24 protein-coding genes, 1 tRNA gene and 2 pseudogenes are annotated in these 26,320 nt (G+C 69.9%); 12 read left to right on the top strand and 15 right to left on the bottom strand.

The annotated features are described in order from the left end of the window. Window position 1 precedes the first annotated feature (1 nt). Window positions 2-1,453 (top strand): Asp-tRNA(Asn)/Glu-tRNA(Gln) amidotransferase subunit GatB, encoded by a 1,452-nt coding sequence (gatB, locus tag LZ009_RS23860; protein WP_275700496.1) that lies wholly within the window; start codon window positions 2-4, stop codon window positions 1,451-1,453. A 48-nt stretch (window positions 1,454-1,501) separates the two neighbouring features. Here gatB and LZ009_RS23855 read toward each other — a convergent pair whose 3' ends face one another. Then, entirely contained in the window at window positions 1,502-2,170 is a 669-nt protein-coding gene (locus tag LZ009_RS23855; protein ID WP_275700495.1) for a DUF4124 domain-containing protein, read from the bottom strand. A gap of 13 nt (window positions 2,171-2,183) precedes the next feature. After that, window positions 2,184-2,864, bottom strand: coding sequence for an orotate phosphoribosyltransferase (gene pyrE / locus LZ009_RS23850; protein ID WP_275700494.1), 681 nt, complete (start codon window positions 2,862-2,864; stop codon window positions 2,184-2,186). 10 nt (window positions 2,865-2,874) lie between these two features. Here pyrE and LZ009_RS23845 point away from each other — a divergent pair, with 10 nt between their 5' ends. Both LZ009_RS23845 and LZ009_RS23840 read left to right on the top strand, forming a co-directional pair. Then, window positions 2,875-3,666, top strand: coding sequence for an exodeoxyribonuclease III (locus tag LZ009_RS23845; RefSeq protein WP_275700493.1), 792 nt, complete (start codon window positions 2,875-2,877; stop codon window positions 3,664-3,666). Next, window positions 3,663-4,601, top strand: a complete 939-nt coding sequence (locus LZ009_RS23840; protein WP_275700492.1) for a bestrophin family protein — start codon at window positions 3,663-3,665, stop codon at window positions 4,599-4,601. Before LZ009_RS23845 ends, LZ009_RS23840 begins: the two co-directional genes overlap by 4 nt. Here the strand turns inward: LZ009_RS23840 and LZ009_RS23835 are convergent. Genes LZ009_RS23835 through LZ009_RS23800 form a run of 8 tightly spaced genes read right to left on the bottom strand, consistent with a single transcriptional unit; the run spans window position 4,598 to window position 13,862 of the window. Continuing rightward, the gene (locus tag LZ009_RS23835; protein ID WP_275700491.1) at window positions 4,598-6,994 is read right to left on the bottom strand and encodes an adenosylcobalamin-dependent ribonucleoside-diphosphate reductase; all 2,397 of its coding nucleotides are present in this window, start codon (window positions 6,992-6,994) and stop codon (window positions 4,598-4,600) included. The two genes, LZ009_RS23840 and LZ009_RS23835, sit on opposite strands and share 4 nt — an antisense overlap. Then, window positions 6,991-8,184, bottom strand: a complete 1,194-nt coding sequence (locus LZ009_RS23830) for an NAD(P)H-dependent flavin oxidoreductase (RefSeq protein ID WP_275700550.1) — start codon at window positions 8,182-8,184, stop codon at window positions 6,991-6,993. Before LZ009_RS23830 ends, LZ009_RS23835 begins: the two co-directional genes overlap by 4 nt. A gap of 40 nt (window positions 8,185-8,224) precedes the next feature. After that, a complete protein-coding gene (locus LZ009_RS23825) occupies window positions 8,225-9,418 on the bottom strand; it encodes an NnrS family protein (protein ID WP_275700490.1) in 1,194 nt (397 codons plus the stop codon). Continuing rightward, on the bottom strand, window positions 9,415-10,491 hold the full coding sequence (locus LZ009_RS23820) for a hypothetical protein (protein ID WP_275700489.1): 1,077 nt from the start codon (window positions 10,489-10,491) through the stop codon (window positions 9,415-9,417). Before LZ009_RS23820 ends, LZ009_RS23825 begins: the two co-directional genes overlap by 4 nt. Continuing rightward, the gene (locus LZ009_RS23815) at window positions 10,488-10,817 is read right to left on the bottom strand and encodes a metal-sulfur cluster assembly factor (protein ID WP_275700488.1); all 330 of its coding nucleotides are present in this window, start codon (window positions 10,815-10,817) and stop codon (window positions 10,488-10,490) included. The genes LZ009_RS23820 and LZ009_RS23815 overlap by 4 nt, the downstream gene beginning before the upstream one ends. Further along, on the bottom strand, window positions 10,817-11,260 hold the full coding sequence (locus LZ009_RS23810; protein ID WP_275700487.1) for an RrF2 family transcriptional regulator: 444 nt from the start codon (window positions 11,258-11,260) through the stop codon (window positions 10,817-10,819). The genes LZ009_RS23815 and LZ009_RS23810 overlap by 1 nt, the downstream gene beginning before the upstream one ends. Before the next feature lie 9 nt (window positions 11,261-11,269). Next, window positions 11,270-13,540: a nitric-oxide reductase large subunit gene (locus LZ009_RS23805; protein WP_275700486.1), complete on the bottom strand. Its 2,271-nt coding sequence runs from the start codon at window positions 13,538-13,540 to the stop codon at window positions 11,270-11,272. A 31-nt stretch (window positions 13,541-13,571) separates the two neighbouring features. Beyond that, window positions 13,572-13,862 (bottom strand): DUF2249 domain-containing protein, encoded by a 291-nt coding sequence (locus LZ009_RS23800; RefSeq protein ID WP_275700485.1) that lies wholly within the window; start codon window positions 13,860-13,862, stop codon window positions 13,572-13,574. A gap of 149 nt (window positions 13,863-14,011) precedes the next feature. Here LZ009_RS23800 and nirK point away from each other — a divergent pair, with 149 nt between their 5' ends. The 3 genes from nirK to LZ009_RS23785 are packed head-to-tail and all read left to right on the top strand — an operon-like array spanning window position 14,012 to window position 16,892. Continuing rightward, window positions 14,012-15,508 (top strand): copper-containing nitrite reductase, encoded by a 1,497-nt coding sequence (gene nirK, locus LZ009_RS23795; protein ID WP_430300415.1) that lies wholly within the window; start codon window positions 14,012-14,014, stop codon window positions 15,506-15,508. 5 nt (window positions 15,509-15,513) lie between these two features. Beyond that, window positions 15,514-16,296 (top strand): formylglycine-generating enzyme family protein, encoded by a 783-nt coding sequence (locus LZ009_RS23790; protein ID WP_275700484.1) that lies wholly within the window; start codon window positions 15,514-15,516, stop codon window positions 16,294-16,296. Next, on the top strand, window positions 16,293-16,892 hold the full coding sequence (locus tag LZ009_RS23785; protein WP_275700483.1) for an SCO family protein: 600 nt from the start codon (window positions 16,293-16,295) through the stop codon (window positions 16,890-16,892). The genes LZ009_RS23790 and LZ009_RS23785 overlap by 4 nt, the downstream gene beginning before the upstream one ends. A 5-nt stretch (window positions 16,893-16,897) precedes the next feature. Here the strand turns inward: LZ009_RS23785 and LZ009_RS23780 are convergent, their stop codons facing one another. The 3 genes from LZ009_RS23780 to LZ009_RS23770 all read right to left on the bottom strand — a co-directional run bounded on the left by LZ009_RS23780 (window position 16,898) and on the right by LZ009_RS23770 (window position 20,575). Next, window positions 16,898-17,992, bottom strand: a complete 1,095-nt coding sequence (locus LZ009_RS23780; RefSeq protein ID WP_275700482.1) for an extracellular catalytic domain type 1 short-chain-length polyhydroxyalkanoate depolymerase — start codon at window positions 17,990-17,992, stop codon at window positions 16,898-16,900. 100 nt (window positions 17,993-18,092) lie between these two features. Then, complete coding sequence (locus LZ009_RS23775) at window positions 18,093-18,500, bottom strand: hypothetical protein (RefSeq protein ID WP_275700481.1); 408 nt, start codon at window positions 18,498-18,500, stop codon at window positions 18,093-18,095. Then, window positions 18,500-20,575: an ATP-dependent helicase gene (locus LZ009_RS23770; protein ID WP_275700480.1), complete on the bottom strand. Its 2,076-nt coding sequence runs from the start codon at window positions 20,573-20,575 to the stop codon at window positions 18,500-18,502. The genes LZ009_RS23775 and LZ009_RS23770 overlap by 1 nt, the downstream gene beginning before the upstream one ends. A 121-nt stretch (window positions 20,576-20,696) precedes the next feature. Here LZ009_RS23770 and LZ009_RS23765 point away from each other — a divergent pair, with 121 nt between their 5' ends. The 3 genes and pseudogenes from LZ009_RS23765 (at window position 20,697) to LZ009_RS23755 (ending at window position 22,282) form a co-directional block, all read left to right on the top strand. Further along, a complete protein-coding gene (locus tag LZ009_RS23765) occupies window positions 20,697-21,662 on the top strand; it encodes an AEC family transporter (RefSeq protein WP_275700479.1) in 966 nt (321 codons plus the stop codon). A gap of 52 nt (window positions 21,663-21,714) precedes the next feature. Beyond that, a pseudogene (locus LZ009_RS24370) lies at window positions 21,715-22,149 on the top strand (hypothetical protein); the annotation flags it as partial. A gap of 39 nt (window positions 22,150-22,188) precedes the next feature. Continuing rightward, a tRNA-OTHER gene (locus LZ009_RS23755) sits at window positions 22,189-22,282 on the top strand. Between the two features lie 184 nt (window positions 22,283-22,466). Here the strand turns inward: LZ009_RS23755 and LZ009_RS23750 are convergent. Further along, complete coding sequence (locus LZ009_RS23750) at window positions 22,467-22,847, bottom strand: hypothetical protein (protein ID WP_275700477.1); 381 nt, start codon at window positions 22,845-22,847, stop codon at window positions 22,467-22,469. 178 nt (window positions 22,848-23,025) lie between these two features. Between LZ009_RS23750 and LZ009_RS23745 the strand changes: the two genes are divergently transcribed. Together LZ009_RS23745 and LZ009_RS23740 are read left to right on the top strand one after the other, a co-directional pair. Beyond that, window positions 23,026-23,262, top strand: a complete 237-nt coding sequence (locus tag LZ009_RS23745) for a hypothetical protein (RefSeq protein WP_275700476.1) — start codon at window positions 23,026-23,028, stop codon at window positions 23,260-23,262. Beyond that, window positions 23,263-23,439 (top strand): hypothetical protein, encoded by a 177-nt coding sequence (locus LZ009_RS23740; protein WP_275700475.1) that lies wholly within the window; start codon window positions 23,263-23,265, stop codon window positions 23,437-23,439. A 10-nt stretch (window positions 23,440-23,449) separates the two neighbouring features. Here LZ009_RS23740 and LZ009_RS23735 read toward each other — a convergent pair. Next, window positions 23,450-25,246, bottom strand: a pseudogene (locus LZ009_RS23735) (carboxyl transferase domain-containing protein); the annotation flags it as partial. A 35-nt stretch (window positions 25,247-25,281) separates the two neighbouring features. Between LZ009_RS23735 and LZ009_RS23730 the strand changes: the two are divergent. After that, window positions 25,282-26,283 carry an asparaginase gene (locus LZ009_RS23730; protein ID WP_275700474.1) on the top strand — a complete coding sequence of 334 codons (1,002 nt, stop codon included), beginning with the start codon at window positions 25,282-25,284 and terminating at the stop codon, window positions 26,281-26,283. Window positions 26,284-26,320: the final 37 nt, after the last annotated feature.

Below are 26,320 nucleotides of genomic sequence, written 5' to 3'. Positions count from 1 at the left end.
CATGAGCACCGCGAAACTCGTCCAAGGCTACGAAGTCGTCATCGGCTTCGAGACCCACGCGCAGCTCTCCACCGAGAGCAAGATCTTCAGCCGCGCGCCGACCGCCTTCGGCGCCGAGCCCAACACGCAGGCCGCGCCGGTGGACCTGGCGCTGCCCGGCACGCTGCCGGTGATGAACAAGGGCGCCGTCGAGCGCGCCATCCGCTTCGGCCTCGCGATCGGCGCGCACGTGGCGCCGCGCAGCATCTTCGCGCGCAAGAACTACTTCTATCCCGACCTGCCCAAGGGCTACCAGATCTCGCAGTACGAGATCCCGGTGGTGCAAGGCGGCAGCGTGGAGTTCTATCTCGGTGAGGAGAAGAAGTCCGTGCGGCTGGTGCGCGCGCACCTGGAAGAAGACGCGGGCAAGTCGCTGCACGAGGACTTCATCGGCCAGTCGGGCATCGACCTGAACCGCGCCGGCACGCCGCTGCTGGAGATCGTCACCGAGCCGGACATGCGATCGTCGGACGAAGCGGTCGCGTACGCGAAAGAGCTGCACAAGATCGTCACCTGGATCGGCATCTGCGACGGCAACATGCAGGAAGGCAGCTTCCGCTGCGACGCCAACGTGTCGGTGCGCAAGCCGGGCGGGCCGCTCGGCACGCGGCGCGAGATCAAGAACCTGAACTCCTTCAAGTTCATGAAGGAAGCCATCGACTTCGAGGTGCGCTGGCAGATCGAGCAGATCGAGGACGGCCTCGCGATCCAGCAGGCCACCGTGCTGTTCGATCCGGACACCGGCGAGACGCGCGCGATGCGGACCAAGGAAGACGCGGCGGACTACCGCTACTTCCCCGATCCGGACCTGCCGCCGCTGGTGATCGCGCCCGAGTGGGTGGAGCGGGTGAAGGGCGAGATGCCGGAGCTGCCGCGCCTGATGGCGGCGCGCTTCGTCAAGGACTACGGCCTGCCGGAGTACGACGCCACCACGCTGACGCAAAGCAAGGCGATGGGCGCCTATTTCGAGGAGGCCGCCCAGGCGAGCGGGCAGGCCAAGCTGGCCAGCAACTGGATCATGGGCGAGGTGTCCAAGCGCCTGAATGCGGGTGACCTGGCGATCGAGCAGGCGCCGGTTCCGGCGGCGACGCTGGGTGCGCTGATCAAGCGCATCGCCGACGGCACGGTGTCGAACAACGCCGCGCGGCAGGTGTTCGAGGCGCTGTGGAGCGGCGAGGGCCAGGACGTCGACGCGGTCATCGAGGCCAAGGGCCTGAAGCAGATGAACGACAGCGGCGCGCTGGAGGCGATCGTCGACGAGGTGATCGCCGCCAACGCCGCGAACGTCGAACAGATCCGCGCCGGCAAGGACAAGGCCTTCAACGCACTGGTGGGCCAGGCCATGAAGGCCAGCAAGGGCAAGGCGAATCCGCAGCAGGTGGGCGACCTGTTGCGCAAGAAGCTCGGGATCTGAACCGAAAGCGGACGCTCTGGATTCCCGCCTGGGCGGGAATGACAAACCTTAGCGCTTCACCGCCGCCGACGCCGGCGGCTCCGCCGCTGCCACGGGGGGCGCGGGCGACCACAGCTTCTTGAGCGTCGCCAGTTCCTCGTCGAAGCGCGCATTCAGGCGCTTGCGCTCTTCTTCCTGGTTGGCCAGGAACCGCTTCTGCGCGGCGACCGACTGTTCGTTTTCCTCGATCTGGCGCTTCAGCTTGGCCGGCATCTTGGAGGCGTCCTTGTAGAACTCCTGCTCGGTGGCCAGCTGGGCGCGCTGCTTGCGCAGTTCGTCGATGCTGTGCTGCGCGGCGCGGGCCGAGTCGTCCACCGACTGCAGCGCCTTGCCGCGGTCGATGTCATGGCTGGCGCGATTCGGATAGCGCGAAAGCAGGGCGCGCTGGACGCGCCTTTCCTCGCTGCGCTTCTGCGCTTCCTCGGCCGCCTTCTTGGCGGCGGCTTCCTGGTCTTCCCGCTCCCTGGCAGTCAGCGTGGGCGGGACGACGGCACGCACGGTGCCGGTGGATCCCATCAGCTTCTGCTCGCGGTCGCTGCATTCGGGGATGTAGCGGTCCGAGGTCCAGCGCTTGCCCTTGGCATCGACGCAGGTGTAGATGCCGGACTGGGACCAAGCGCTGCCCGAGGCCAAGGCCAGGCCCACAACCGCTGCCCCCACCGCCAACCGTCCGCGCATGATCCCTCCTGGTTCAACCGGCGCCGTAGCGATCCCGGTATGCCGACACCTTTGCATGATGCGTGCCCAGTTCGTCCCCGGCATGCACCTGCAGATACTGCAGCAGGTCGGCGAGGGTGGCGATGGTGCAAACCTGCAGGCCCAATTTTTCACGGACATATTGCACGGCGCTCCACGGCACGTCCTGGCCGTTCTCCGTGGCCTTTTCCTGCCGGTCCAGGGCGACGGCCATGGCATGCGGCGTCGCCCCGGCCGCCCGGATCAACGCGATCGATTCGCGGGCGGCCGTGCCGGCGGACATCACGTCGTCGATGATCAGGACCCTGCCGCGCACCGGGGCGCCGACCAGGTTGCCGCCCTCGCCGTGGTCCTTGGCTTCCTTGCGGTTGTAGGCATAAGGGACGTTGCGTCCCAGCCGCGCAAGTTCGACGGCCACCGAAGCCGCCAGCGGGATGCCCTTGTAGGCGGGCCCGAACAGCATGTCGAATTCGACGCCGGAAGCCAGGATGCGCTTTGCATAAAATTGGGCCAGCCGCCCGAGCTTGGCGCCGTCGTCGAAGAGGCCGGCGTTGAAGAAATAGGGCGAGAGACGGCCCGACTTGATCTTGTACTCGCCGAAGCGCAAGACGCCGGACTGCACCGCGAACTCCACGAAATCCTGCGCCAGGGCGTCCTGGCCGGCACCGTTCACCATGGGAAATTCCTTGTTCAAACTGACCAGCCTGAACCTGAACGGCATCCGCTCCGCGCACAGCAAGGGCGTGGAAGCCTGGCTGGCCCAACACAGCCCGGATTGTATTTGCGTGCAGGAAGTGAAGGCCCAGGCGGCCGACGTGCAAGGCAAGTACGACGCGTTGGCCGGCCTGCGCGGGCATTTCCACTTTGCCGAGAAGAAGGGCTACTCGGGCGTGGGCGCCTTCACCCGCCACGAGCCGAGCGAGGTGATCGTCGGCTACGGCTCGAAGGAATTCGACCTGGAAGGCCGCTACGTGGAGCTGCGCTTCGACACGCCGCAGCGCAAGCTGTCCATCATCAGCTGTTACTTTCCCAGCGGCTCCTCGGGCGAAGACCGGCAGCAGGCCAAGTTCCGCTTCCTGGACGAACTCGATCCCTATCTTGTCGCGCTGAAGAAACAGCGTGAGTTCATCCTGTGCGGCGACGTCAACATCGCCCACCAGGAAAAGGACCTGAAGAACTTCAAGGGCAACCGCAAGAACAGCGGTTTCCTGCCGGAGGAACGGGCCTGGATGACAAAACTGTTGACCGAAACCGGCCTGGTCGACGTTTATCGTCACCTCCAGCCGGACACCACCGAGGCCTGCTACACGTGGTGGAGCAACCGCGGCCAGGCCTATGCGAAGAACGTGGGCTGGCGCCTGGACTATCACCTGGCCACGCCGGGCCTGGCGCAACTGGCGCGCCGGGAAGCCATCTACAAGACCGAGCGCTTTTCCGACCACGCGCCCATCACCGTCGAATACGAGCTGGCTCTGTGATCGTCCGCGGGCGTCCGCACGGGGCGCAACTCCTCTACATCATCCGCGGTTCGGTTCTGCCGCACATTGCCTGGGAGCTGGCGGTGGTGACCGGCGTGGCGCTGCTGGTCACGCTGACGCACGGCTTCGTCTACCAGTGGAAGATCACGCTGACGACCGTGCCCTTCACGCTGATCGGGTTGGCGCTGGCGATCTTCCTGGGCTTTCGCAACAACGCCGCCTACGACCGCTACTGGGAAGGCCGCAAGCTGTGGGCCGACCTGGTGTACCGCTCGCGCAGCTTCGCGCGCGAAGTGCAGACGCTGCTGCACTACGAGGCGCCGGCGCGCCTGCAGGACGTCGACGATCCACGCCGCACGCTGATCCTGCGCACGATCGCCTTCGCCTCCACGCTGCGCCACCAGCTGCGCGGCAGCGACGCGGCGCCCGACGTGCAGCGGCTGCTGGGCGTGGACGAGGCGCGGGCTTTCGGCGCGGTGCGCTGCGGCAGCGAGTACCTGTTGCGCGAGATGGGCGCCGCCCTGGGCCGCGAACTGCGCGCGCACCGCCTCGACGCACCGCTGGCGGCGGACCTCGACCAGTCGCTCACCGCGATGGCGGCCGTGGCGGCCAGCTGCGAGCGCATCAAGAACACGCCGATCCCCTTTCCCTACACGCTGCTGCTGCACCGCACGGCGTGGCTCTATTGCTTCCTGCTGCCTTTCGGGCTGGTGGACATGGTCGGCTTCATGACGCCCTTCGTGGTCGCCATCGTGGCCTATACCTTCTTCGGCCTCGACGCGCTCGGTGACGAGATCGAGGATCCCTTCGGGCTGGCCGACAACCACCTGCCGCTGGATGCGCTGTGCCGCGAGATCGAGATCAACCTGCTGGAGGCCCTGGGAGAGCGGGAACTGCCGGCGCCGCTGGTTCCCATCAACCTGCGCCTCACCTAACCGCAGGCCCCCACGTGTCCGCACTGCGTGCAGAAGTCGCAGCCGTCCTTGCGGATCATCGCGTGCGCGCCGCATTCGGGACACTTGGCGCCCGCCATCGTGGCCGGCTCCGTGGCGGCGGGCGCTGACGGCGTCACCAGCTGCGCCACCGGCTCGCCGTTGCGCCGCGCGATGATGTTCTGGATGGCGTAGGCGATCGCCGCGACTTCCGAGTCGTGCCACATCGGCACCGGCGTGCCGTCGGGCCGCGCATGCGTTCCCAGGCGCACCGGGCCGCGGTCCCAGGCCACCTTGCGCATGTCGGCCAGCGCCCGTTCGAGGAAGCCGCCCCGCGCCGCGAGCGACAGCATGCGCATGCTGGACGTGATCCACTGCTGCGACTCGCCGCTCTGTCCCACCGGCATGAAGAACTCGATGGCGCGCTCGCGGCCGCCGGCGACCGGCAGGAAGGACACGACGATGTACAGCGTCTGCCGGCCTTGCTGGGTCCAGTATTCGACCTTCTCCACCACGGCCGGCAGCTGGCCCTTGGGACGGCTTTCGATCATGGCCCGCATCGGGTCGGCCTGGCGCCGTTCCACTTCGGGCTTCGCCTCGTCCGTCGTCAGCACGGCGCCCAGGATCTCGTTGGGCCGGTAGGTCGCCAGCCCCTTCAGCCCGGCGCGCCATGCTTCCAGGTAGAGGCCCTGGAAGTCGGCATACGGGTAATCGGCCGGCACGTTCACCGTTTTCGAGATGGCACTGTCGATGAAGGGCTGCACCGCCTCCATCATCGCCAGGTGGTCGGCCGCCGGCATCTGCAGCGCGGAGACGAACCACGCCGGCAACTTCGCCGTGTCCCCGCCGAGCGAACGGAAGAGGCGCCAGGCGTGGTCCTCCACCACGTACTCGGTGGTGCCGCCCTCGGCGGCGCGCTTCCTGCGCTTGTAGGTCCAGGAGAAGGGCGGCTCGATGCCGTTGGAGGCGTTGTCGGCGAAGGCGAGGCTCACCGTGCCGGTGGGCGCGATCGACAGCAGGTGGCTGTTGCGGATGCCGTGCCGGCGGATCTGCTCCTTCAACGGCTCGTCGAGGCGGCTGGCGAAGGTGCCGGTTTCGAGGTACTTCGCCGCGTCGAACAGGGGGAAGGCGCCCTTTTCCTTCGCCAGTTCCACCGAGGCGGCATAAGCGGCATCGCGCATGGTGCGCGCAATGCGCGCGGCCATGTCGCGCCCCTCGGGCCGGTCGTAGCGCAGGCGCAGCATGGCCAGCGCATTGCCCAGGCCCGTGAAGCCGACGCCGATGCGGCGCTTGCTGCGCGACTCGGCGTCCTGCTGCGGCAGGGGCCAGTGCGTGAGCGCGAGCACGTTGTCGAGCGCGCGCACCTGCACGGCGGTGGCCGCCGCGAAACCTTCGAAGTCGAAGTCCGCGGTGCCGCCGAACCCGAAGGCGTGGCGAACGAAACGCGGCAGGACGATCGGGCCGAGGTCGCAGCAGCCGTAGGGCGGCAAGGGCTGCTCGCCGCAGGGATTGGTCGCCGTGATCTTCTCTGCATACCGCAGGTTGTTGTCGCGGTTCATGGTGTCGACGAACAGGATGCCCGGTTCGGCGAAGTCGTAGGCCGACTTCATCACCGTGTCCCACAACTGCTGCGCCGGCAGCGTGCGATACACCCACGCACCATCCTCGCGCAGGTGCGCGCCCTGCGCGAGCAGTGCGGCCCCCGGCTTCGCCTTGTGCACCAGGGCCCAGTCCTCGCCGCCCTGCAGGGCACGCATGAAATCGTCGCCGACGGCCACGGAGACGTTGAAGTTGTTCCAGCGCCCCGGCGTGCGCTTGGCGGTGATGAACTCCAGCACGTCGGGGTGGTCCATGCGCAGCACGCCCATCTGCGCGCCGCGCCGGGCACCGGCGCTCTCCACCGTCGAACAGGAATGGTCGAACACGTCCATGTAGCTGCAGGGGCCCGACGCCAGCGAGGCGGTCGCCTTGACGTCGGCGCCGCGCGGGCGGATGCGCGAGAAGTCGTAGCCCACGCCGCCGCCGCGCCGCATGGTCTCGGCCGCTTCGCGCAAGGCTTCGTAGATGCCCGGGAAGCCTTCGTCGTCGCGGCCCTGGATGCTGTCGCCGACCGGCTGCACGAAGCAGTTGATGAGGGTGGCTTCCAGCGGGGTGCCGGCCGCGCTCATGATGCGGCCCGCCCCGATCGCGCCGGCCTGCAGGTTGTCGAAGAAGCGCTGCTCCCATTGCACGCGCAGCGGCTCGGCCTCGACGCCGGCCAGCGCGCGGGCGACGCGGCGCATGAGGTCGGCTTCGCTGGTCTCGCCGGGCTTGAGGTACTTCTCGTGCAGCACGTCCTGGCTGATCGGCTGGAGCGGCAGCGCCGGCAGGCGGGTCGAGGAAGGATCGCGCTTCATGGGGATGTGGCCTCCACGGGGGTGTTGACGGGCAGGTTGCCGGAGAGCCAGGCGAGCAGATCGCGCACCGGACGGATCTCGCTGCCGAAAGGCAGCCGTCCCGCACCCCGGAAGAATAGGCCTTTGCGCACGTCCCCGGCGAGCGCATGGCCAAGCACCTTGTCGATGCAGAACTGGCCCCAGGCGGCCTTGCCGTCGCGCAGGCCGCAGGTGGACAGGCAGTCGAACCACATCGTGCAGTGCGCCTTGGCGTGGGCGTGCGCCTGCATCCGTTCCTGCAGGCGCAGGTACTTGTCCAGCCAGGGCGTGCGCACCGCGCGGGCGGGCAGGCCGGCGACGCTGGTGAATTCGACGATGTCTTCGGGCCGCGCGCCGGCCAGCACCTGCTTGAATGCCAGGCTGGCGTCGCCTTCGCTGGTGACGGCAAAGGCGGTGCCCAGCTGCACCGCGGCGGCGCCCAGCCCCTGCAGCCGCAGGATGTCTTCGCGGCAGGAGATCCCACCCGCTGCAACCAGCGGAATGCGACCTTCCAGGCCGGCCTGGCGGAAGAAGGCCAGCGTTTCCGGCAGCACGACGTCGAAGTCGAAGCGCCGGTCGTTCAGGTCTTCCACTTTTGCCGCCCCCAGGTGACCGCCGGCCAGCCGCGGATGCTCGATCACGATCGCATCGGGCAGGCGGCCTTTCTTCTCCCACTTGCGCACCAGCAGCTGGATGCCGCGGGCGTCGGACAGGATGGGCACCAGCGCCACCCGCGGGAAGTCGCGCGCCAGGTCCGGCAGGTCCAGCGGCAGGCCGGCGCCCACCACCAGCGCGTCGGCGCCGCTTTCCAGCGCCTGCCGCACGTAGGTCGCGTACTGGTCGAGGGCGCGCATCACGTTGACCGCGACGAGGCCGCGCCCCTGCGCGAGGTCGCGGGCGCGCGCGATCTCGCGGGCGAGCGCCTCGCCGTTGGCGGCGTCGATCAGCGCCTTGGCTTCGGGGCCCTCGAGCTCGCCGGTGCGTTCCATCAGGTCGGGATGCAGGCGGCGCAGGTCGACCGAGGAGATCGTGCCCAGCGCGTCGAAGGAAGCCACGGTGCCGGCCAGCCCGCCGGCGGAGACGCCGACGCCCATGCCGCCTTGCACCACGGGCAGCAAGGTGCGTCCGCCGAAGTTCCAGGGTTGCAGGCCGGAGGCGCGCGCCTGTTCCATTGCTGAAGGTCTGTCCATCGTCGTCATTTCCTGTCGTGGGTCAGCCCGCCTTGCCGTCGAGGCGCGGGCGGGTCAATGCATTGAAGTAGCGCACCGTGTAGAGGGCGAAGCCGGTCGACCAGAGCAGGGCCGAACCGAGCACCGCCTGCAGCAGCCAGGCCGGCTGCGCCAGCGGCAGCAGCACGCGCACGAAGGCAGCGGCCGCCACCAGCAGGTAAGCGGCGGTGTCCCAGTCGTCGGCGCGCAGGGGCCGCGCGGTGTGGCCGCGCGCGGTGCGGGTCATCATGCCGATCACCAGGCCGCCGACCGCACCCACGGTCAGTGCGTGCGTAGCGGCCGACGGCGGAATCCGGTCCATCGCGGCGAGGGCCCGCAACGCGAGGTGGACCGGGATCCAGGCATAGGCCAGGTGCAGCACCCACACCAGCGGCGTGCGCAAGGTTTTCCACGGCTGCCACAGCAGCCAGCGCGCGAGGTGCGCGGCCGCGGCCGCGGCGGCGATCGCGGCCAGCAGCCAGGCGGGCGCGCGCAGCGCGTCGGCCGCGAGCAGTGCCAGCACGGCGCCCAGCGCCAGCCGCTCCACCCCGTTGCGCCGCTGCGCGCCCGCGCCGGGCACGCCGTTGTTGGTGAACATGGGAATCACCCGCCCGCCCATCACGCACAGGATGAAGAGCACCACGTCGAGCGCCAGGCCGATGCCCGCCCAGGCGGGCAGCGCGATCGCTCCCAGCTGGTTCAGGTGCACGGCCAGCGTCGCCGCCGCCAGCAGGGCCAGCAGCGCGACGAAGAAGTAGTTGCGGCGGTTGCCCGCGCGCGCGAAGGGAATCGCCAGTGCGATCGCCGCAGCCAGCGGAAACGCCGCGTTCACGATCGCGGAGGCCCAGCCCCAGGGCGTGAGCACCAGCACGCGGCCGGCGAGCCACAGCGCACAGAAGGCGGCCAGCAGGCTGCCGGTGGGCGTGGGCTGGCCCGACCAGTTCCTGCCCGCGGTGAACAGGAAGCCGACGATCACGGCCAGCGTGAAGCCGAACAGCATCTCGTGGGCATGCCACAGCGCGCCGGGCAGGTAGGGCGCCGCCAGGTGTCCCGTGAACTGCAGCGCCCACAGCAGGATCGACAGCGCCGCGAAGGAACTCGCCAGCAGGTAGAGGGGCCGGAAGCCCAGTTGCCACAAGGCGAAGCCTTGCGGTGGCGCGGGGCGCGGGGGTTCTTCGATGCGGAGGAATGGCTTCATGCGGGATGGCGGCGCCGCCAGGCAAGGGCGGACGCTGCGAGGGTCAGGGCGAAGAGGGCCAGCGCCAGTGCGTTGCAGACGGCACCGGCGCGGCGCGCCTCGAAATCGAACAGGCCGCCGGCCAGGCGCAGCAGCAACGAGGCGTGCAGTGCGGCCAGCGGAAGGTAGAAGAAGCGGCCGAACAGCAGCTTGACGCGTGCGATGGCCGGCAGGATCACCGGCGCGTGGCCGAAGACCATGCTGAAGAGAAAGCCGAGGCCGAGGCCGTGCAGCGCGAGGTCGCGCGCGGGCGCACCCAGCGCGGTCGCCGCCCAGGCAAGGCCGCCGGCGGCCAGCCAGGCATAGCCGGCCAGCAGGCAGACGGCCATGTAGCGCGGCAGGCCTTGCGCCCGCACGGTGCGGCGGGCGATGTCGAAGGTGAACAGCCAGCCGGCCAGCGCCAGCAAGGCGGCACCGAACAGCACGCCGCCGCCCGCCGGCCACGCCGCCGACAGCGCGGCGCCGAGCAGGAGCAAGGCCAGCACGATCACGAGCAGTGGCTGCGCCGCCGGCCGCCGCCGCATCAGGCGAGTCATCTCCAGCCGTTCCGCCGCCACCGTCATCACGAGGAAGGCGAACCACCAAGGCAGCACCGCAGCCGGACCGGCGCCAGCCGCGAACAGCAGGTTGCCGGCGCACCAGGCACCGGCGCCGGCCAGCAGCAGCACCGTGTGGGGCGCCCGCTGGCGCTGCAGCAACTGCAGGTTCACGGCGAGGAAGGCCAGGCCCGCCAGGGCCAGCAAGGTTCCGGCGAGGCCGTCCGCGCCCTGCAGCAGCAGCACCCCGGCGGCACCGGAGAGCAGCGGCACGCTCCAGGCGAAGCGCCGCTTCGCCGCCACCGCGCGTTCGATCGCGATCACCGTGCCCATGAAGCCGCACAGCATCAGGGCGGCGTGGGCGAGGGCGGCGCGGCCCACCCAGTCCGCGCTGGTCGTGGCGACTCCCACCCGCAGGAGTCCGCCGGCCATGCCGGCAAGCAGCGAACCGGCGACGGACACGACGAGCACCGCGGCGACGGCGCCGCGTGCGCTCACCAGCCCATGAAGGCGCGAGCCCGCGGGCTCATGCGCTGCGGCGACCATGGCGGCTCCCAGACCAGTTCGACGTGGATCTTCAGTTCGGGCGGCAAGGCCGCGTCGAGGGCGTCCTCCACTTCCGACACGATCACGTCCGCCACCGGGCAGGCAGCGGAGGTCATCGTCAGGTGCACGTCCATGCGGCCGGCTTCGACGGTGACGCCGTAGACCAGTCCCACGTTGACGATGTCGAGCGCGACTTCCGGATCGACCACGCCCTGCAGCGCTTTCATCGTGACGGGCAGCAGCTCCGGCGGCCCTGCATAGGCGAAGGGCGCGTCCATCATGCGGCCCGCGGGAAGAACAGCAGCTGCGCGAGCTGTTTCCTGTTGCCGGACACGTCGGCCAGCGTGTAGCGATCGAGCACGGCCTCGAACGCGGCCACTGCTTCGCGCAGCACGCCGCGCAGCCGGCAGGCGGGCTCGATGCAGCAGTTGCCGTGGTCGGGGCCGAAGCATTCGGCCACCGCCGCCTCGCCCTCCGTGGCGCGCACGACTTCGCCGAGCACGATCTGGTCCGGCTCCTGGGCCAGCTCCAGCCCGCCGCCCTTGCCGCGCACGTTGCGCAGCCAGCCCGCCTGGCCGAGGAAGTGGACCACCTTCACCAGGTGGTGCTCGGAGATGCCGTAGGCGCCCGCGACTTGCGCGATGGTCGCGCGCTCCCCCGGCCGCGCGGCCAGGTAGATCAGCACGCGCATGCTGTAGTCGGTGAAGAGCGTGAGCTTCATGGCTTTCCTTCAGCGGGCAGTGGCTGCCCCGGCCGGCACGGTGGCTCCCGCCTGGCCGCGGCGCAGCAGCCGCAGCGCATAGACACCCAGGTAGAGCGCGCCGATCGAGAACAGGATGTCGCCCGGCACGCGCAGCCAGACCAGCGCTTCCATCACGGGCGAGTGGATGATCGCCGGCGAGCGTGCATACCAGAGGCCTTGCGTGATGCTGGCCCAGGCCTGGTAGATGCCGGCCGGCAGCAGCGACAGGAACACCATCATGGCCAGGCCGATGTTCAGGCCCCAGTAGGCGGGCTTGAGCAGGCTGTCGGCATGCAGGCCGCGCGCATAGAGGCCGCGCAGGCAGAACAGCATGAGGCCGATGCCCAGCATGCCGTAGACACCGAACAGCGCGGCATGGCCGTGGGCCGCCGTCATGTTCAGGCCTTGCACGTAGTACAGCGAGGCCGGGGGGTTGATCGCGAAGCCGAGCAGGCCGGCGCCGACGGTGTTCCAGAAGCCGACGGCGACGAAGCACAGCACCGGCCACTTGTAGGCCGCGAGCCAGGCCACGCCTTGCGAGCGCCTCCAGTTCTGCAGCGCCTCCAGGCCGATCAGCGTGAGCGGCACGACTTCCAGCGCGGAGAACACGGCGCCGACGGCGATCACCGAGGTCGGCGTGCCGGTCCAGTACAGGTGGTGCAGCGTGCCCAGGATGCCGCCGAACAGGAACACGATGGTTTCGGCCACGATGGCGCGGTTCGCGCTCGATGCGCGCACCAGCCCCAGCTTGGTGAAGATCAGCGCGATGACGGCCGTGGCGAACACTTCGAAGAAGCCTTCCACCCACAGGTGCACCAGCCACCAGCGCCAGTATTCGACCATCGAGTAGTGCGTGTGCTGGCCCCAGGCGAGCGAGGTGGCGTAGAAGCCGCCGATGCAGGTGGCCGACAGGAACACCATGGCGATCAGGCCGCGGCTTTCCGAAGGCGTCTTCAATGCCGGCCAGAGCGCGCGGGCGAGCAGCACGGCCCACAGCAGCAGGCCGACGAACAGCAGGTACTGCCAGACGCGGCCCATGCTGGTGAATTCCAGGCCCTGGTTGCCGATCCAGAAGCTGAAGTCGGTGCCGCTGCGCTGCAGGTTGCCCAGCCAGCCGAAGGCGGTGGAGCCGACCACGATCAGCAGCAGCGCATAGAACAGGAAGTCGACGCCCAGCTTCTGGAACCTCGGCTCCTTGCCCCCGAGCAGCGGCGCGATGTAGAGGCCGGTGGCCAGCCAGGCGGTGGCGATCCAGAAGATGCCGACCTGCGTGTGCACCGTGCGGCTCACCACGTAGGGCAGCACTTCGGCCAGCGGGATGCCGAAGAAGGCCTGGCCCTCCACCGCGTAGTGCGCGGTGATGGCGCCCATGGCGATCTGCAGCAGCATGAGGCCGATCACCACGAAGAAGTACTTGCGCGTGGCCTTCATCGAAGGCGTCGCCGCGACGCCAAGCAGCGGGTCGGACTGCGGCGGGCGCGCCTCCTCTTCGTGCTTGCCGGCGCCGTGCAGCCACAGCATGGCGGCGATCGCGGCGAGCAGCAGGATGATGGAGGCCATCGACCAGACGGCGGCCGACGACGTCATGGTGTTGCCCACCAGCGGCTCGTGCGGCCAGTTGCTGGTGTACGAGAGGCCGGCCTCGCCCGGACGGTCGGTGGCCGCAGCCCAGGAGGTCCAGAAGAAGAAGGCGGTGAGCGCTGCACGGTCGGCGGCCTGCGGCACTTCGTCCGTGGTCATCGCGTATTGCTCGCGCAGCTTTTCCAGTGCCGGATCGGTGCCGAACAGGCCCGCGTAGTGGTCCGCCACCTGGCGGATCGCCTGCGCCCGCAGGTCGCTCACGGTCACCTGGCCGCTGGCGGCGTCATAGGTGTTGCGGCGCATCTCGTCCTGCACGATCCCCTGCAGCGCGCCGCGCTCGGCCGGCGTGAGCGAGGTTGCGTCGTGCGCGACGGACCGGGCGCGCAGGTCGCGCAAGGCCGTCGCCTCGCGGTGCAGCCAGTCGGCCGACCAGTCGGGCGCGACGTAGGCGCCGTGGCCCCAGACGCTGCCTTGCTGCTGGCCGCCGCTGGCGAGCCAGACCTGCTGGCCGCGCTGCACCTGCTCGCCCGTGAACAGGGTCTGCCCGCTGGCCGAGACGACCGCCTTGGGAATCGGAGGGGCGGTCAGGTAGATCTGCCAGCCCAGGTAGCCGAGGGCGCCGAAGGACAGCACGAAGATCAGTGCCAGCCAGCGCCAGAGTGTCTTGCCGTTGCTCATGATGTTATTCCTCCTCGGAAAATTCGTTGGTTCAGGCGCCGCCGCAACCGCCGCCGCAGCAGCTGCCGGCGGCCGCGCCTTGCGCGTCGCCGGTGCGGGTGATGGCCACGCGCCAGAGGTCCGGGCCGTTCTGCAGGTAATCCCACGAGAACTCGCCGGGCACCTGCGCGTTGAACTGGTAATACAGCGGCCGCGGGTCGTGGTCGTTCACGAGTTCCAGCGCCTGGCCGGTGGCGAGTGCCTGGAAGGTCGAGAAGATCAGCGGGTGGCGCTCGCGCGGCGGAATGGCGCGCACGTCGATGCGGGGGGCGGTTGCGGTCATGAAAACTCCTCTGTCCTTGAAGGTGTATTTCGGATGCACCTAATTTCGCGCAAGCAGCCCGACAAGGGTTTGACGCAGATCAAGCGCGCCGGAAGAGTCCGCGCATAAGGTGGATGCGGGATGCACCTCCACGCATCCGGAGCAAGCAAGTGAAGAACAAAGGAAACTCCCCCCTGCGCTCGCTGGTCCGCGCACTCCTGCTGGCAGCCTGCGCAGCGTTGCCGCTGCTGGCCCAGGCGGCGCCCCCCAAGGCCGGCGGCGACTTCGGGCCGCCGCGCGGCGAACCGATCCGCGCGGTGCTCACCAGCCCGCCGCACGTGCCGCCACCCACCAACCGCAACTACCCGGCCAAGGTGATCGTCGACCTCGAAGTGGTCGAGAAGGCCATGCCGATCTCCGAAGGCGTGAGCTACACCTTCTGGACCTTCGGCGGCACGGTCCCGGGCAGCTTCATCCGCGTGCGCCAGGGCGACACGGTGGAGTTCCACCTGAAGAACCACCCGGGCAGCAAGATGCCGCACAACATCGACCTGCACGGCGTGACCGGCCCCGGCGGCGGCGCCGCCTCCAGCTTCACGGCGCCCGGCCACGAGTCGCAGTTCACCTTCAAGGCGCTCAACGAGGGCATCTACGTCTACCACTGCGCCACCGCGCCGGTGGGCATGCACGTGGCCAACGGCATGTACGGCCTGATCCTGGTGGAGCCGCCCAACGGCCTGCCCAAGGTGGACCGCGAGTACTACGTGATGCAGGGCGACTTCTACACGACCGGCAAGTACCGCGAGAAGGGCAGCCAGCCCTTCGACATGGAGAAGGCCATCGACGAGAAGCCCACGTACGTGCTGTTCAACGGCGCCGAGGGCGCGCTGACCGGCGACAAGGCGATGACCGCCAAGGTCGGCGAGACCGTGCGCCTCTACGTCGGCAACGGCGGGCCCAACCTGGTCTCCAGCTTCCACGTGATCGGCGCGATCTTCGACCAGGTGCGCTTCGAGGGCGGCACCAACGTGCAGAAGAACGTGCAGACCACGCTGATCCCCGCCGGCGGCGCCGTCATCGCGACCTTCAAGGCGCGCGTACCGGGCAGCTACGTGCTGGTGGACCACTCGATCTTCCGCGCCTTCAACAAGGGCGCGCTGGCGATCCTGAAGATCGACGGCGGCGAGAACAAGTCCATCTACTCGGGCAAGGAGCTCGACGCGGTCTACCTGGGGGACCGCGCCGGCCCCAACCTGGCCGCCGTGACGCAGGCGACGCAGCAGGCCGCGGCCGGCAAGCTCACGGTGGACGACCAGTCCAGGGCGGGCCAGGCGCTCTTTGCCGGCACCTGCTCGGTCTGCCACCAGGGCAACGGCGCCGGCATGGCCGGCGTGTTCCCGCCGCTGGCGAAGTCGGACTACCTGGCCGGCGACCTCAAGCGCGTCATCGACGTCGTGCTGCACGGCCTCTCGGGCAAGGTGGTCGTGAACGGCCAGGAATACAACTCGGTGATGCCGCCGATGAACCAGCTCAACGACGACGAAGTGGCCAACATCCTCACCTACGTGATGAACAGCTGGGGCAACCCGGGCGGCGCCATCTCCAAGGAAGACGTGAAGCAGCGGCGCGCCGCGCGTCCGCCTGCCAAGGCGCAGGCCGCGGAGTAGAGGCCATGCGGCTGCTGCGCGCTCTCCTGCTGTCGCTGGCCTGCGTGGGCGCGGCGCACGGAGCCGCCTACGTGCCGCTGCCCGGCGGGCAGTTCGACAGCGTGCTGCCCCAGGGCGCGGTGCCGACCGAATCGGCCAGCGTGCAGGTCGCGCCCTTCGCGCTGCGCGCCATGCCCGTGACGGTGGCCGAATACGCCGCCTTCGTGCGCGCGCATCCCGAGTGGCAGCGCGGCCGGGCGCCCGCGGTGCTGGCGGATGCGCGTTACCTGCTGCAGTGGTCCGCGCCCACGGAGCCGGGTGCCACACTGCGGCCCGACGCGCCGGTGACCGAAGTCAGCTGGTTCGCGGCCCGCGCCTTCTGCGAGGCCGAAGGCGGACGGCTGCCGACCTGGCTGGAGTGGGAGTACGCGGCGGCTGCCGATGCCACCCGCGCCGACGCGCGCAGCGATCCCGCCTGGGGCCGGCGCATCCTCGCCTGGTACGAGAAGCCGGGCGGCGTGGCGCTGGCCGCGGTGGGCGGTGAGGCCAATGCCTTCGGCGCGCGCGACCTGCACGGCCTGGTGTGGGAATGGGTGGACGACTTCAATGCGCTTTTCATCGCCGGCGACAGCCGCACGCAGGGCGACCCCGACCTGCTGAAGTTCTGCGGCGCCGGCGCCATCAACATCATCGGACGCGACAGCTATGCGGTGCTCATGCGCATCGCCCTTTTGTCGTCGTTGAATGCGGCGGACTCGACCAGCGCGCTGGGCTTCCGCTGCGTTCAACCTGGAGGAGGACAACCATGACGAATCTCGTTTCCCGCCGGCAGGTGCTGCACGGCCTGGCCGCATCCCTGTTGCTGCCGCCCGCCTTCGCGGCCGGCGAGCTGCCCGGCGATTCGGTCTATCGCCTCGATGCGGCGCTGTCCGACCAGGACGGCAAGGCGTTCGCACTCGCGGACCTGCGCGGCACGCCGGTGCTGGCCAGCATGTTCTACACCTCCTGCGACATGGTGTGCCCGATGATCTTCGAGACCGTGCACGCGACGCTGCGCGCGCTGCCGCCCGCGCAACGCGCCAACGTGCGCGTGCTGATGGCGAGCTTCGATCCCGCGCGCGACACCACGGAAGTCCTGAAGAAGACGGCGCAGGCGCGTGGCTGCGATGCGCAATGGGTGCTGGCGCGCAGCGACGAAGCCACGGCGCGCAAGCTGGCGGCCGTGCTGGGCATCCAGTACCGCCGGCTGGCGAACGCGGAGTTCAACCACTCCAGCACCGTGCTGCTGCTCGACGCGCAGGGGCGCGTGCGGGCGCGCAGCGGGAAGCTGGGAGCGGCGGATCCGGCGATCGTGGCGGCGGTGGGATCGCTCGCGCGCAACCACCCTGCAACGACCGGCTTGTAGCCGGCTCAGTCGCCCAGCCGGTGCGACTGGAAGAAATCCATCATCGCCGCCGATGCGCCCGGCCCCGCGGGGTCGGTGTAGGTGCCGCCGGCGCTGCCGCCCGACCAGGCGTGCGCGGCGCCGGCGATCTCCCAGTGCTCGACGCGCGACACGCCCTGCGAGTCCTTGTACACGGTCCTCGTCGCGGGACGCCCGGTGGCCAGGCGCTGGTCTTCGCGCGCCAGCACGATGCCCGCGGCACTGGCGCGCGCAGCCGCCTCCTCGGCGATCCTGCGCCCGTTGTCGGGGTGCACCGTGCGGTCCGAGCGGCCATGGAACACGATCGTCGGCACCGGTGCGCCCGGCGCCGCTGGGGCGCTCGCACCGCGCGCGGGCTTGCGCATCGCGGCTTGCGCGGACTGCACGTCGCGAGCAATGCCGGCGGGGAGGCCGGAGTGCACGCCGACCGCCGCGAACACTTCCGGATAGAGCTGGCCCACGAGCGTCGCCATGGCGCCACCCGCGGACAGGCCGGCCACATAGATGCGGCGCGGGTCGCCGTTGCAACGTTGCGCGACCTGCATTGCCAGTGCCGCGATCATCGCCGGCTCGCCCTGGCCGCGGCGCTGGTGCGCGGGCTCGAACCAGTTCCAGCAGCGCATGCTGTTGGAACGCGCCAGCTGCTCGGGATAGACCACGATGAAGCCGCGCTGGGCCGCGAGGTCATTCATCGCGGTGCCGGCCGCGAAATCGCTGGCGTCCTGCGTGCAGCCGTGCAGCATCACCAGCACGGGCAGCGGTTGGTCGTCCCGGCGCGGCGGCAGGTACAGGCGATAGGCGTAGCTGCGGCCGCCCGAGGCAAAGCGATGCGACTCGAACGCCGCCTCCGGCGCTGTCGGCCGGCCTGGCGTGCGCTCGCGAAATTCGACGTCGGTGACTTCGCCCGCTTCGTGAACCTCAGCGGTGTGCAGGGTCGGGACGGGCGGCAGCGGGGCGTAACCGTACGCATCCGGCCCGCGCGATGCGCCCAGGGCCCGCTGGATGGCCGCCGTGGCCTCCATCAGCTTGCCCTCGCGGGTGAGCGCGGTGGCCTTCTTCAGTTCTTCGATGGGGATATACATGGCGTCCTCTGGTGTTATGCTGCACTGCACCAAGACGCATATCGTCGCATTGGGGCCCGTTGCAAGGGGCCTCGCAAGAAAGTTTTTTTCCGCAGCAGCGCTACTGCTTGCGCAGCACGAACGCGCGCGCTTCGCCGCCGCTTTCGGCTTTCCACGTGCCGCGGATCTCGCGGCCGCACGAGCCTTCCACCACCTCGCCGATCCAGGTGGCCGCGATGTGCAGGCCGTCGACGCTTTCTTCCAGCGTGAAGTCGCCCTCGTCCACGTCGCCGGCCACGAAGCGCTGTTCGCTGCCGCGCTTGAGCGTGCCGCGGAAACCGTCGTACTCGGGATGCCGCTCCAGCGCCAGGCTCGCGTCGTCCCAGTCGCCCGCGCGCTCGGCGCGCCACGAGCCCAGCAGTTGGGCCGTCGTGACTTCCCACGCTGGCGGGCACGGGGCTGCAGCGTTTTGCGCGAGCGCCGTGCCGCAGGTGGCCAGCGCGAGCGCCAGGATCGCCAGCGTCCGCATCAGGCCGCGCTGCCCTGCGCGGCCGCGGCCGCCGCTGCGTCCGCGCTCTTCTTCGCGAACTCGGCGCGCAGCGCCTTCAGCTTCTCGCGCGGGTCTTCCTTCGTCGTCGACTGGTCGAGCGACATCTCGGCGATGAAGCGGCTGGGCCGGGCCACCACCATCTCGCGGCCCTTCTTGCGCTTCTTGCTCCAGCTCACCGCCAGCGAGCGCTGCGCGCGCGTGATGCCCACGTACATGAGGCGCCGCTCTTCCTGCAGGCGCTGCACGAAGGACTCGCTGGCCACCGCGCCGTCCTCGTCCTCCGGCTTGAAGGGCAGCATGCCTTCGACGCAGCCGGCCAGCACGACGTGCGGCCACTCCAGGCCCTTGGACGCATGCAGCGTCGACAGGGTCACCACGTTCTGGTCTTTCTCGCGCTCGCTGATGGTGGACAGCAGGGCGATGGTCTGCGCGACCTCGAGCAGCGTCTTGCGCTCGCTGGAGGTCGTGACGCCGGCCGCATCGTCGATCTCGCCGCCGCAGCGCTTGGCCATCCAGTCGCAGAACTCCAGCACGTTGGTCCAGCGCGCGGCCGCCACCTTCTCGTTGTCCTCGCCGTCGTACAGGTGCTTCTCGTAGCCGATGTCCTTCAGCCACTCCGTCAGGAAGGCCAACGCGGCCTCGGCGCCCACCGTGTGGCGGGCCCGGAATTCCAGGTCGTTCACGTAGCGGCCGAATTCCTGCAGGCTGCCCAGCGCCCGCGCGTTCAGCACGCTGGGCAGCGAGGGCGAGAACAGCGCGGCGAACAGCGACAGCTTGTACTGGCTGGCGAAAGTGCCCAGGCTGCCGAGCGTCTGGTGGCCGATGCCGCGCTTGGGCGTGGTCACCGAACGCAGGAAGGCGGGATCGTCATCGTTGTTGACCCACAGGCGCAGCCAGCCGCAGAGGTCGCGGATCTCCGCGCGGTCGAAGAAGCTCTGCCCGCCCGAGACCTTGTACGGAATCTGCGCCTTGCGCAGCGCCTGCTCGAAGACGCGGGCCTGGTGGTTGGCGCGGTACAGCACCGCGAAGTCCTTCCAGTCCTTGTGCACGCCGTTGGCGCGAATCGACTGGATGCGCGCCACCATGCGCTCGGCCTCGTGCTCCTCGTTGTCGCAGTCCACCACGCGCACCGGCTCGCCTTCGCCCAGTTCCGAGAACAGCGTCTTCGGGAACAGCTTGGGGTTGGGCTGGATCACGTTGTTGGCCGCGCGCAGGATCGCGCTGGTGGAGCGGTAGTTCTGCTCCAGCTTGATGACCTTGAGCGTCGGGTATTCCTGCGGCAGCTTGCGCAGGTTGTCCAGCGTGGCGCCGCGCCAGCCGTAGATCGACTGGTCGTCGTCGCCCACCGCGGTGAAGCGGCCGCGCTCGCCCACCAGCAGCTTCAGCAGTTCGTACTGCGTGGCGTTGGTGTCCTGGTATTCGTCGACCAGCACGTGGCCCAGCGCCTTCTGCCACTTCTCGCGCACTTCCGGGAAGTCGCGCAGCAGCTTTAGCGGCATGCCGATCAGGTCGTCGAAGTCGACGCTCTGGTAGGCGGCGAGGCGTTCCTCGTAGCGCGCCATGATGGTGGCGAGCATGCGCTCGTGGTCGTCCTTGGCCTGCGCGGCGGCCTGCGCCGCGTTGAGTCCCGCGTTCTTCCAGCGGCTGATGTCCCACTGCCACTGCCGCGCGGTGGCGACGTCGGTGCCGCCGCCCGCGTCTTTCAGGATCGAGGTGACGTCGTCGGAATCGAGGATCGAGAACTGCGGCTTCAGCCCGAGCACCGCGCCGTCCTGCCGCATCAGCCGCACGCCCAGCGCGTGGAAGGTGCAGATCAGGACGTCCTTCGCCTCGCGCCCCACCAGCTGCTTGGCGCGCTCGCGCATTTCGGCGGCGGCCTTGTTGGTGAAGGTGATGGCCGCGATGCGCTTGGCTTCCAGGCCGGTCTGGATCAGCCGCGCGATCTTGTGCGTGATGACGCGCGTCTTGCCCGAGCCGGCGCCCGCCAGCACGAGGCAGGGCCCGTGCAGGTAGTTGACGGCTTCTTGCTGGGCGAGATTCAGGCCGGCGGACATCGGAAGCGGGGGGGACTGCGGGAGAGGGAGAGAAGGAGGCGGGGGGCTGCGGTCGATCATACCGGCCGCACCTGACGCCCACCGTCAGGCACGGACGCGCGTTGCAGGGACAATACGGCCCGTGCTTGACATCCTGCTGGTCACCTTTCCGTTTTTCGCGCTGGTCCTGGCGGGTTACATGGCCGCGCGCCGGCGCATGCTGCCGCTGGACGCCATCGGCGGGCTCAACACCTTCGTCCTCTTCTTCGCGCTGCCCTGCATGCTGTATCGCTTCGGCGCCAGCACGCCCGTGGCGCAGCTGCTGGATCCGGTCGCCATCACGACCTGGCTGGTCTGCGCGTTGCTGGTGGTGGCCGTGACCGTGAAATCCAGCATGAATGCGCGCATTCGCTGGAACGACGCGGCCTTCGGCGCGCTGGTGGCGGCCTTCTCCAACACCGGCTTCATGGGCGTGCCGCTGCTGGTGGCCTTGCTGGGGCCCAGCGCCGCGGGTCCGGCCATCCTCACCATCCTGATCGACCTGGTGTTCACCAGCTCGCTATGCATCGCGCTGTCGCGCCTGGACAGCGCGGACGAACACGGCGCCGCCGAAGCCGCGAAGAAGGCGCTCAAGGGCATGGCGCTGAACCCCATGCCCTGGGCGATCCTGCTCGGCGGCCTGTCGTCGGGCCTGGGCGTGCAGCCGATCAAGCCGGTGATGAACACCATCGCGCTGCTGGCCGACGCGGCCTCGCCGGTGGCGCTCTTCACCATCGGCGCGGTCCTGGCCCGCTCGCAGCTGCTGGCCGCGGCGCAGGAACACGAGCCGCTGCCCGCGCGCGACTTCGTGCCGGTGGCGCTGATCAAGCTGCTCGCGCATCCGCTCCTGGTGTGGGCCGTCGGCAGCGGGGTGCGCGCCGCGGGCGTGCCGCTCGATGCTTTCACGCTGCACGTGATGATCCTGGTCGCCGCTTTGCCGAGCGCCAGCAACGTGGCGCTGCTGGCCGAGCGCTTCGGCGCCGACACCGGCCGCATCGCGCGCATCATCCTGCTGACGACGGCGGCCGCATTCGTGACATTCTCGGCAGCCGTGGCTTTCCTGCGCTAGCCGCGCGCGCAGTCCGTGGCTATAGTCCCCGCCAAAACGAGGGGGGAATCCCATGCCGGTTGCCATCGGGTTGAATTTCGTCCTGGCCATCTTCTGCGCCATCCACGTGGTGCGCACGGGCCAGCAGCTGTATTGGCTTTTCATCCTGTTTGCCTTCCCGGTCCTGGGCAGCACCGTCTACTTCCTGGCGATCTACCTGCCCAACTCGCGCCTGCAGCGCAAGGCCTTCCGCGCGATGGGTGCCGCGGGCCGCCTGCTGGATCCGACCCGCGAAGTGCGGGAGGCGCGCGCCGCGTTCGAGGACACACCCACGGCGCAGAACCAGATGCGCCTGGCCGCCGCGCTGTTGGCGGTGGGTGATGCGCCGGCCGCGGTGCAGGCCTACGAGGCCGTCCTGAACGGCCCGTTTGCCAACGACCCCGAGATCCGCTTCGGCCTGGCGCGCGCGTACGTGGAGTGCGTGCGCTACCACGCGGCGTTGCGCTACCTCGAGCCGCTGCGGCGCGAGCATCCCGACTTCCGCCCCGAAGCGGTGGCGCTGTTGACGGCGCGCTCGCTGGCCGGCTGCGGCCGCGGCAACGAAGCGCGCACCGAGTTCGAATCCGCCGTCGCCCGCTTCGGCACCTTCGAGGCGCGCGCGGAATACGCGATCTGGGCTTACGGCAGCGGAGAAGGCGCCATCGCGCAGCGCTTGCAGGCGGAGCTGGACCAGATCGCTTCGCGCTGGAATGCGATGGCGCGCGAGCTGAATGCGGGGTCGCTGCGGCGGCTGAAGGCGGCGCGCGACCTGGCGGCGAAGCGCTCCTAGCGACTGCAGGCCAGCCGCGCGCGCCGCGGCAACAACAGCACCAGCACGAGCGCCAGCAGCACCATCGCGATCAGCGTCCAGGGCCGCGGCAGGTGGCCGAACGCGGGCCCGCGCACGTACGCGAACAGCAGCATCGCCAGCTGGTAGCTCGCGGCGATCACGCCGAGCCACCAGGCCCACGCCTGGCGCCTGGCCAGTCCCCACGCCACGAGCGCCGCGATGACGATCGCCAGCCACACCGGCGGCTGCGACAGCGCATGGCGCAGCACGCGGAAATTGCCGGAGTGGGCCAGCGGATAGAGGATGCCGGCGATGCCAAGCGTGGCATAGGCGGCGGCGGAGAAGGAGGCAAGTCGGACTTGCGCGTGGGCGGCCATGGCGCCGCAATATAGCCGCGCCGGCCATGCAAGGCGTAGGCAACTTGCCTAAACGCGTGGCGCGCACGCCGCAGCGCGCGGCCGCTGGTCGGCGCCGCGCGCCGATGGCCGGTTGCAGCGTAGCCGGCCCGCAGGCGCTTTTGTAGAGTGGTTCGCACCGCAACGACGGAGACGGGCCATGGGGGACGGGGATTTCTATGCGCTGTCGGACGACCAGCTGAAACGGCTGCTGGCGGGCGAGCTCGATCCCGCGCAGTTCCTGCAGGGCGCGGGCAGCGAGAAGCCGCGCGAGAACTTCGGCCAGGCCAAGGCCGTCTGGTACGAACTGAGCCAAGTGCTGCAAGCCGAGGGCGGCTGCGGTGCGGAACAGACCACGGCCATCCCCGCGATGGCGGGCTATTCCTACGCCGACTAGGTGCAGGCCTCGGCCGCGCAACTCGCGAAGCTGGCCGAGCCCGAACTGCGCACGCGCTGCGACGGCGCGCTGATGGAAGCATCCGTCGACCAGGTGCTGGAAGCGGTGCGCGGCCTGACCGCGTTCTTCCAGCGCGCCGCCGGCAACCGCGACGCGATCCTGTTCCGCGTGGCCTGAGCGGCCAGCGTCACCACGGATCGATCGCCAGGGGCCCTGCGGCGGGCGCCGTACGCGCCGCCTCCAGCCCACGCACCAGCCAGTCGCGCGTCCGAGCCGGATCGATCACCGCATCGATCTCCAGCGTGGCCGCCATGTTCATCGCCGCGCCGGCCGCGTACTGCTTGGCCACCAGTTGCTCGAACAGCGCTTCGCGCTGCGGGCCTTCGGGCAGCGCTTCCAGTTCCTTGCGGTAGCCCAGGCGCACCGCGCCTTCGAGTCCCATGCCGCCGAACTCGCCGCTCGGCCAGGCGACCATCGCTGCGGGTTCGTGGAAGCCGCCGGCCGCCATCGCCATCGCGCCGAGGCCATAACCCTTGCGCAGCACCACGGCGAAGAAGGGCACGCGCAGGTGCGCGGCGGCGATGAACATGCGGCTCACGTGCCGCACCTGCGCCTGCTCCTCGATGGCCGGTCCCACCATGAAGCCCGGCGTGTCGACCAGGCTCACCAGCGGCAGGCCGTGCGCGTTGCACAGCTGCATGAAGCGCGCGGCCTTGTCGGCGGCATCGGCGTCGATGGCGCCGCCGAGGTGCAGCGGATTGCTGGCCAGCAGGCCGATGGGCCGGCCGGCGATGCGGCCCAGCGCGGTGTGGATGCCGACGCCGAAGCCCGTGCGCAGTTCCAGCAGAGAACCGACGTCGACCAGCCCGGCGAGCGCGGCGCGGCTGTCGTAGACGCGCAGGCGATTCTCGGGCACCACGTTGCGCAGCGCGAGCGGATCGGGCGCCTCGAAGCCGGTGGCGGCGTCCGTGAAGAACGCGAGGTATTGGCGCGCAGCGGCGACCGCTTCGGCTTCATCGGCCACCAGCACGTCGATCACGCCGTTGCCATGCTGGACCGGCGCAGGTCCGATCGCTTCCGGCCGGAACACGCCGAGGCCGCCGCCTTCCACCATTGCCGGTCCGCCCATGCCGATGTTGCTGCCGGCGGTGGCGATGATCACGTCGCAGCAACCGAGCAGCGCCGCGTTGCCGGCGAAGCAGCGGCCGGCGGCGATGCCGACCACCGGCACCTGGCCGTTCAGGCGCGCGAAGCTGGCAAACGTGGGCACGTGCAAGCCGGCGACGATGGGCATGTCGGTGTCGCCGGGCCGGCCGCCGCCGCCTTCGGCGAACAGCACCACCGGCAGCCGGTTCTTCAGCGCCACGCCCAGCAGCCGGTCGGTCTTCTGGTGGTTGCGAAAGCCCTGCGTGCCGGCCAGCACGGTGGCGTCGTAGGCGAGCACGGCGACGCGCCGGCCGCCGACGGTGCCGATGCCGGTGACCATGCCGTCCGCCGGCGTGTTGCGCTGCAGGTCGTCGGCGCTGCGGCGGCTGCTCTGCGCGGCGACGGCCAGCGCGCCGTACTCGTCGAAGGAGCCGGGGTCGCACAGGTCCGCGATGTTCTCGCGCGCGGTCCGCAGGCCCAGCGCGTGGCGCTTCGCCACGGCGTCCGGGCGCGCCGCGTCCAGCGTCAGCGCATGCCGCTCGACGACGCGCCGCAGATCCTCCCGCTCTTCCTCCCTGTGCGCCTGGGAGAGGGCTGGGGTGGGGGCGCTGGCAGCGCTGACGGCACCGGCAGCCTCATCCACCACCAGCAACACCTCCCGCTCCGCCACCGTCTCGCCTGCGCGAAACAGCAGCTCCCGCACCTTGCCGTGCCCCGGGCTGCGCACCTCGTGCTCCATCTTCATCGCCTCGAGGATCACGACGACGTCGCCCGCGCGCACGCTGTCGCCCGGGGCGACCAGCCATTGCACGACCTGGGCTTGCAGCGGGGAGCGGAGTTCGGCCATGGCGGCATTGGAGCAGAATTCCGTCCATGCCTTCCCTCCTTCCCCTGGTCGAAACCACCCGCGGCGATACGCTGGAAAACGTGCACTTCGGCCACGTCGCCGTCACCGACACCACCGGCCGCGTGCTGGCCAGCGCCGGCGATCCGCAGCGCGTGAGCTTCACCCGCTCCACCCTCAAGCCGCTGCAGGCGCTGCCCTTCGTCCAGGGCGGCGGCGTGCAGCACTTCGGCCTGACGCCGGCCAACCTGGCGATGCTGTGCGCCAGCCACAACGGCGAGCCCATGCACGTCGAGCAGGTCGACAACATCCTCGCCAAGGCGGGCGTCGGCTACAAGCGCCTGCAGTGCGGCTGCCACGTGCCTTACTTCGCCGAACTGGGCGCTTACCCGCCGCCCGCGCCGGGCAGCTACGACGAACGCCACCACAACTGCAGCGGCAAGCACAGCGGCTTCCTCGCGCACTGCGTGCAGCACGGCCTGCCGCTGGAGACCTACGTGGCGCCGGCGCATCCGCTGCAGCAGGCGATCCGGCGCGACGTCGCCGCGGCCGTCGGCCTGGAGGAAGGCCAGCTGGCCATGGGCATCGACGGCTGTTCCGCGCCCAACTACGCCATGCCGCTGGCCAGCCTGGCCCGCGGCTTCGCCCGCCTCGCCAGCGGCAAGGCCGACGCGCAATTCGGCGACAGCTTCGACGCGCTGGCCAACGCGATGACGGCGCATCCGGAACTGGTGTCGGGCACGGGCCGCAACGACGTCGCCCTGATGCAGGCCGGCCGCGGCGACTGGGTCAGCAAGGTCGGCGCCGAGGGCGTGCAGGTGGTGGCCAGCCGCGGCCGCGGCGAAGCGCTGGCGATCAAGATCGCCGACGGCAACAAGCTGGCGCTGTTCGCGGCCACGGTGGAGGCACTGGACCAGATCGGTTGGATGGACGATGCGCAGCGCGAGGCGCTGCGGCCCTGGCGCAACGAGACCATCGCCAGCATCAAGGGCGCCCCGGTCGGACGGCGCAAGGCGGTTTTTCGCCTGTAGATGGCTGCGGGCGCGGTCCGCTTGCCGCACAATGCGA

Origin of the sequence: Ramlibacter paludis (genome assembly GCF_022012305.1) — a bacterium.
Lineage (GTDB): Bacteria > Pseudomonadota > Gammaproteobacteria > Burkholderiales > Burkholderiaceae_C > Ramlibacter > Ramlibacter paludis.
Note: the sequence above shows the minus strand (reverse complement) of the source record. Positions and strands in the feature narration are given on the sequence as shown.

Excerpts from the sequence above, each read along its gene's own strand:
- LZ009_RS23855 (WP_275700495.1), bottom strand. The coding sequence starts at position 2,170 with ATGCGCGGACGGTTGGCGGTGGGGGCAGCGGTTGTGGGCCTGGCCTTG.
- LZ009_RS23785 (WP_275700483.1), top strand. The coding sequence starts at position 16,293 with ATGACGAATCTCGTTTCCCGCCGGCAGGTGCTGCACGGCCTGGCCGCA.
- LZ009_RS23835 (WP_275700491.1), bottom strand. The coding sequence starts at position 6,994 with ATGAAGCGCGATCCTTCCTCGACCCGCCTGCCGGCGCTGCCGCTCCAG.
- gatB (WP_275700496.1), top strand. The coding sequence starts at position 2 with ATGAGCACCGCGAAACTCGTCCAAGGCTACGAAGTCGTCATCGGCTTC.
- LZ009_RS23775 (WP_275700481.1), bottom strand. The coding sequence starts at position 18,500 with ATGCGGACGCTGGCGATCCTGGCGCTCGCGCTGGCCACCTGCGGCACG.
- LZ009_RS23830 (WP_275700550.1), bottom strand. The coding sequence starts at position 8,184 with ATGGAACAGGCGCGCGCCTCCGGCCTGCAACCCTGGAACTTCGGCGGA.
- LZ009_RS23810 (WP_275700487.1), bottom strand. The coding sequence starts at position 11,260 with ATGAAGCTCACGCTCTTCACCGACTACAGCATGCGCGTGCTGATCTAC.
- LZ009_RS23805 (WP_275700486.1), bottom strand. The coding sequence starts at position 13,540 with ATGAGCAACGGCAAGACACTCTGGCGCTGGCTGGCACTGATCTTCGTG.
- LZ009_RS23790 (WP_275700484.1), top strand. The coding sequence starts at position 15,514 with ATGCGGCTGCTGCGCGCTCTCCTGCTGTCGCTGGCCTGCGTGGGCGCG.
- pyrE (WP_275700494.1), bottom strand. The coding sequence starts at position 2,864 with ATGGTGAACGGTGCCGGCCAGGACGCCCTGGCGCAGGATTTCGTGGAG.
- LZ009_RS23825 (WP_275700490.1), bottom strand. The coding sequence starts at position 9,418 with ATGAAGCCATTCCTCCGCATCGAAGAACCCCCGCGCCCCGCGCCACCG.
- LZ009_RS23815 (WP_275700488.1), bottom strand. The coding sequence starts at position 10,817 with ATGGACGCGCCCTTCGCCTATGCAGGGCCGCCGGAGCTGCTGCCCGTC.
- LZ009_RS23730 (WP_275700474.1), top strand. The coding sequence starts at position 25,282 with ATGCCTTCCCTCCTTCCCCTGGTCGAAACCACCCGCGGCGATACGCTG.
- LZ009_RS23800 (WP_275700485.1), bottom strand. The coding sequence starts at position 13,862 with ATGACCGCAACCGCCCCCCGCATCGACGTGCGCGCCATTCCGCCGCGC.
- LZ009_RS23750 (WP_275700477.1), bottom strand. The coding sequence starts at position 22,847 with ATGGCCGCCCACGCGCAAGTCCGACTTGCCTCCTTCTCCGCCGCCGCC.
- LZ009_RS23745 (WP_275700476.1), top strand. The coding sequence starts at position 23,026 with ATGGGGGACGGGGATTTCTATGCGCTGTCGGACGACCAGCTGAAACGG.
- LZ009_RS23780 (WP_275700482.1), bottom strand. The coding sequence starts at position 17,992 with ATGTATATCCCCATCGAAGAACTGAAGAAGGCCACCGCGCTCACCCGC.
- LZ009_RS23770 (WP_275700480.1), bottom strand. The coding sequence starts at position 20,575 with ATGTCCGCCGGCCTGAATCTCGCCCAGCAAGAAGCCGTCAACTACCTG.